Below are 519 nucleotides of genomic sequence, written 5' to 3'. Positions count from 1 at the left end.
AGCCGATCAGCAGGCACAGCACGGTCGACACGGCGGCCATCTTCAGCGAGCTGAGGTAGGTCGCGATGTACAGGTCGTCCTGCAGCAGGAACGCGTAGTGCGACAGCTGCAGCGCGAAGTGCACGACACCGTCCTTGATCTCGACGAGCGACGTGTACGGCGGGATGCCCATCACCTGGTCGGCGAAGCTGATCTTCAGCACCAGCACGAACGGCAGCGCGAAGAAGACTGCGAGCCACACGAACGGCACGCCGATCGCGACGCTGCGGCCCGACGGCAGGAAGCGCGACAGCATGGAGAAACGGCCCGGGCGCGATCTGCCGGCGCCGGTGCTCGCGGCGCCGGCAGACACCGGCGCGGACGGAGTGGAAGCGGAGGTTCTCATCGTGGCGTCCTCACTGCGTCAGCACGACGCCGCTGGCCGGCGACCACGACACGAACACGTCGTCGTTCCACGCCGGCGCGTTGTCGTTCATCAGGTGCGAGCTCGACAGGTTCGACACCACCGTCTTGCCGCTC

The 519-nt window shown here is 67.1% G+C and carries 2 pseudogenes; both read right to left on the bottom strand.

The window, feature by feature from the left end:
* Window positions 1–385 (bottom strand): annotated as a pseudogene (locus tag E9536_RS41170) (putrescine ABC transporter permease PotH); the annotation flags it as partial.
* Window positions 386–395: 10 nt separating this feature from the next.
* Window positions 396–519, bottom strand: a pseudogene (locus E9536_RS41165) (polyamine ABC transporter ATP-binding protein); the annotation flags it as partial.

The sequence above is a fragment of the Burkholderia sp. LS-044 genome, from assembly GCF_004803625.1.
GTDB lineage: Bacteria > Pseudomonadota > Gammaproteobacteria > Burkholderiales > Burkholderiaceae > Burkholderia > Burkholderia cepacia.
This window is presented reverse-complemented; position numbering and strand designations above follow the sequence as displayed.